1 protein-coding gene is annotated in these 5,847 nt (G+C 32.7%); it reads left to right on the forward strand.

The features are described 5' to 3' along the window. Positions 1-5,771: hypothetical protein (locus R7X45_RS03715; RefSeq protein WP_318055956.1), on the forward strand; the 5,771-nt coding region annotated here is incomplete at its 5' end. Positions 5,772-5,847 lie beyond the last annotated feature (76 nt).

Raw genomic sequence — 5,847 nt, forward strand, 5'->3', positions numbered from 1 at the left:
ATAACAATGCTGAACAAGTAATTGCCTTTGATGATAAGTCAGTTAAATACGAAGATAAACTATTTCGAACAACCCCAACTAGTTTTAGTGTTAAAAAAATTGACTCAAGCTATAATTCAAGCAAAAAAACTGCTAATGTTAAAATTACCCTTGATGATCAAGTTGCCCAATATTTAGAAAATTATACCGTTAGAGTCTCATACCAACGGATTGATAAGACCAATGCAAATACAACAGTCTCAACTGTTAATGGAATAATTAATTCTGACTCAACTGTTAGCGTTGAGCTTAAAGATAATTATACTAACTCAAGTCAGAAAACACTAATTATACCTGAAGCTAAAACAACATTCACTGTTGATCGTGACACAAATACAGTTTTAAGAAAGCCGACAAATGTTGAGGGAAGCGTTTCTACTCAAGTTAAGACAATTAATCCAAACAAATTATTTGAAACTTATAATTATAAAATCACAAAAGTTGAACTAGTTCAAAAACCAAGCTCAACTTCTGGTCGGGCAAAGCGAAGTGTAGCAAGCCCAAGTCAAAATCTTGTTGATTTTAACTCAAATTATAATTCTCTAGCAACTTTTGATAGAGATAAATCACAAGGCAACCAAGCAATTAACGAAACATCAATTATTCAAACAAGTCCAATTGCTTTGTATGACCAGCTAATTTATGTTGAAGAAAAAGATAAGTTTTCAGGAATTGATGCAACAATTTATGCATACTTTATTTCTTCAGAAGATCTATCAGATCAAGATAGTGATAAAAATAATTTTAGGGTACAACTATACAATGAATCTCTTAAAAAATATGAACAAATAAGAAAAGCTAGTTCAATTAAAAAATTAACAGATTCAGGAAGAGGGACTGGTGCTTCACATTTCTATGTTGCTACTTTTGAAACTAATTTAAATAAAGCTTCTCTTTATAATATTGAATTTTTTGCTTATAAAGATCAAAAAATTGAACTCTCCGAGTATAAAACTACAAGAGTTGACAAAACTCAGTTTACAACTCCAGGGAAAAAAGCTTGACTTACTAATTTTTCCCAAGTTGGAGCCTATCAAGATGAGGCAGCAAATGTTATTTTCCAATTTGACGAAAAAGACGAATATCTTTGAAGAAACAAACACAAAGTTGAACTTGAAATTACCGAAAAACTTGATCAGCCGACTCCAACTACTCAAGGTAGAGGTGCTGCTCGTCCTTCAGTAACCAAATTTAGTTTTATTCCTGATGGTCCAATTTCACGTGTAACAATCGATAATACTAGTTCAAAAGATCAAAGAACCAGAACCAGTTTAGCCCCAAATAAAACTTACGAAATTACTAAATTTACAATTAAAGAAGCTACCTCACCAGCTCCAGGGGCGGGTAGACTATCAACTTCAAATCGTAATTTAAGAATTAAAACTGTTGATGCCAGAAATCAAGTTGCAACAGTATTAGGTCCAAATAGAATGGAAGTTGCCAAATTTGACTCAGTTGAGGTCGAAAATGCTCCTGTAGATCAAAAAATTCCATTTTTTGAAACTAAAGCTCAATTTGAGTATGAAGAAAGAACTAATTTTTCTCAAGATGACAATACAGATGCCGATGGTAGATCAGCAACATTAGAATTTACTTTTAATAAACATTTTTTACAAATCCCAAGAAGTTTTGCCACAATTACTATTATTCGTTCAGATGCTAACTCAGCAACTGTGCCAGCAGGCTCAGCTCCTGGAACTGCTGCTGATCAAACAGAAATTAGTTTTATATCCGAATCTCAATATGACCCAACAACTGGAAGGGTTACTTTTAAATTAAACAACCTTGATAGATTCCATACTTATGATATTAAAAATTTCGAAATCGGTGGAGTTAAAATTGATCATTTAGCTAGCTCAACTAGACTACAATTTACACCAACAGTTCAAAAAATTTTCCTTGCTGACTTAGAAGTTAAAGACTTAAAAACCGGAACTACTGGAAGTAATACAGGTTCAGGAAATACTGCAGCTTCAGGTTCTACCCCAAATTCAGGAGGTCTCAATCCTACAAAAGAAGATGGGTCAAAAGTTTTTGGAAATGTAAGTCTTTACTTTGATAATGATAATTCATTTTTAGAAGGTGCAACATTTGAAGTTAAAATTAAAAACAAAAATGATAATACTGATGTAGCCACAATTCCTAGTCTACAAGTACAAAAAGATGCGACAAAAACAGCAACTCCTTATAAAGTTGAAATTGATTTGGATAGAAACACCCAAAATAGAATCCAACCAGGAACCAAAATTGGCTTTGAATTTACACTCAAAAGTGTTTCAAGTGATACTGATCTTAAAGGTAGAAGACCTGAGGATATTGTAGTTGCCGTTCCTGAAAGACAATATAATTTGGATTATGCTCCTATATTGGAATCAGAAGTTATTATTCCGACTGTTATTGAGTCTTTAGTTGTGTCTGAACTTAAAGATACAAGTGCAAAATTAAAAATTAGATTAAAAGGTGATCCAGCTAACTTTGAGCGTGTTGTTGACAATCCGATTGTTTTATCTATTCAACCCGATCCAAACCAACAAACAGCAAATAAAATTCCAATTACATTAATTACCCAATCACAAGTTACAAGATTTCAGGATAAGTCTAGATTTGAAATTGAATATGAATTAGATAATTTAATTCCAAATGTTGAGTACAAAATTTTAAAACTTCAAGGCCAAGATTTGGAAATTCCTTTTGGTGAACAAGACTATATACTTAGATTAGACCAACCTGGATCAGTTCAACAAGATGCTAGTTCAAGTGCAAAAATATTCAAAACTCCTTTTACTGAGCTTTCACCTGAAAGAATTATTTTAACCCAAGCGCCTAGAAATTATACTAGCACAGGTGCTACCCCTAGCCCTGAATACGCACCTGAAAATTTAACCTTAAATTTAGATCCAGTTCAAATGTGATCACTAAATAATAAAAGAATTAAAGTTAAATTTAAAGCACTTGACCCTACAGGCAAAGAGCTAACAACCGGTGACAATGCGGCTGAAAAAGAATATGAATTTGATGTTAGCTACGATGATAGCAAAAAAGCACTTATTGCAAGTCTACAAAATAAAGAAGTTACCGATGCTCAAGATGCTAATTTCTATCCTTCAACAACTTATAAAATAAGTCAAATTCAAACAGTTGATGCTGATGTTTCAAATCAAATTACTTTAAATCTTGATGATACCCAAGCTACTGTTCCTAACAAAAATAATCTTGAGTTTACAACTCAATTAGCCCAGCCACCATTAGTCAAAGCTGGAATTACTAATTTTTATAATCATTCAGGAAAAGAAGATACTTTTGAACAAACTATTTACTTTGCCTTTGACGATCCTTATCGAGCAATTGATGAGGCATCAATGAAAGATTGGAAATTAATTCTTGAGGGGAGCGAGGATAAAGATCTACAGAATAACCGCACCGATGCCATTAATTGAATCCAAGTGGCAAAATATGAGCCAAATTTTACAGATTCCTTTATTGAATTATATAATCCACGTGAACTAGCCGGCCCACCAACTGAGTATGAAGAAGGTCCTGAGCTACAACGACTTTTAATTCAGCAAGCTGAAGTTGACAAACAAATTCAAACAATAGAAAACGAAATAAAAAACTTTAATCAGCAAGATGAAATTCGGATTAATTTGATCAAAGAACTTGCAACTAGAGGTAATAAGACAAATTATGAAGCTGAGCTTCGAAGACAAGGCGCTGAAATAAAAGCGGCTATTACCCAACGTTTAGAAAGATTAAGACAACACAGACAACAACTCGATAGAATTCAAGTTTTAACAAAATATAAATCAGACGTATTTAAATCCAGTCCACACTTAACAAACCCAAACTCTTATCGTTATTTTGCTTTTACTCTTAAAGGTGATGCATCTTGGCTAATATATTACAAGATGCGTGTTGCTATTCAGTATAAATATTTCAAAGATAATGAAACCCGTGAGGCATCAGAGTTTTCAAAACTTATAACTAATATTAATACTAATCAGACAGCCAACAAAAATAATAATAGACAAGCTTATACTGGTACTGGTGGTACTGGTTTTGCTCAACAAAATGCTGTGTCAAGAATTCAAACAATCGAACTTGATGATTTTGCCAAATATACAAACAGAATATTATTGAAAAAATCTGAAATTAAGCCACTGAACCAAATTGGTGCTTATATTGAAATGGAATTTGAAGATCCAAAAAATCTTTTAGCACCATTAAGGAATAAATTTAGTAAAGCTCAAATTACAGGTGTAAATGGTTTAGGTAATTGAGTTGATTTATCAAGTAATATTTTTTTCAATTTTCAATCAACCTTAATTCGAGATCAATCAACACCAGCTCGACAAGCTTTATATGGAGTTGATGGATCGAATGATGCTGGAGTAAGCCGTACCACCAATTATAATAGTTTTAGGCAAGATTCAGGTATTATTTATAGTCTTGATTTTGATGTAAAAGGTTATGACTACGATCTTTCCAATCCATTTGCTAGTCTCTTAACTACTCCAAATAAAGAATATATTGAGCTAACCCAAAAGATTCCTAAAACTTTAGAACCAAGGCAAGAACCAAGAGTCAACACGACTAATGATAAATTTTATGCCATTAGACTAGCAAAAGTTGATGTTCAAGATAAAATAACAAAAATTGGTTTAATAATGACTTATCATTGGACAAATCCTCAAGCGTTCGCTAAAAAAATTATTAGTATTTATCCAAAATTATTAAACCCAAATGATCTATGAAAACCAGAAAATCAACACAATGATTACGAACCATTAATACCTGTTTTCTCAAGCAATGTAAATCTTACATTCATGACTTCGCCAATAATCCAAAAAGAAGACCCATACTGAGGTAATTTTTGGGCAAATCCATCCGGAAATGTTTGGCATGGTTCAGAAGTTAGACAGTTTGATAAAAATAGGCAACAAGGACTAATTATTGACGCCTTCACTAGATCGCTTTTTGAAAAAACGCATAGAGATTTTGGAACCTTAAACCATGATAAAACTTTTTTTATCGGCCCAACCGGACCTGTAAAAACTCTTGTTACTGGACAAGATAATAATCCAGGTATGGCTAATCAAAATATAGCCGATCAAATTTACGGAATACCTTATGCTCATCGTAACATAGAAAATTATTTAGATGAGCTTTTTAAAAAACAAACTCGTCATCCTTTTGGTATAAAAACCGCTACATATGACCCAGCCGCAAAATGGCTAAGAATTGAATTTAATAATCCGGAAAACAAAATTGGCTTTGGTGTAAAACTTCAGGAAATCTTACCAACTGTTTCTTATGCAGCTTTTGTTGATCAAGCGGGTAAAATCTATTTGTTTGGAAATAAAAACGGAGTTCCTATCAAATTACAAGATGATATCAATGTTAATGATAGAACTCTTTGAATAAATTTAGCTCCACCTAATTGATCAGAAGAAGAACTTCCAAAAGCCGGGACAAATTTAAATTTCATGGGTCTACTAGTTTTCCCTTATTTACCGCCAAATTTCACCCAAAACCCTGCTTTAAGCCAAGATGTTGGTCAGAATCAATATGTTGAAAATCAACAGTATAAAAACTTTAACCCTGGTAATGGACAACCAGTCCATAAGTACCTCTTCCCAGTAAAAGGTTATGATGGACTCCAAGTTGATGCTGAAAATCCTTATTTTGTACCATGGGTATCGCACGATAAAGCCTGACTTAGAATTACTTATTAATCTAAACAACTAGTTTATTTTAACCAATTAAAGGAGATAATTATGAAAAAAGCAAATCAAGAATACCAAAACAATA

Source organism: Mesomycoplasma ovipneumoniae (assembly GCF_033343935.1).
Classification (GTDB): Bacteria; Bacillota_I; Bacilli_A; order Mycoplasmatales; family Metamycoplasmataceae; genus Mesomycoplasma; species Mesomycoplasma ovipneumoniae_G.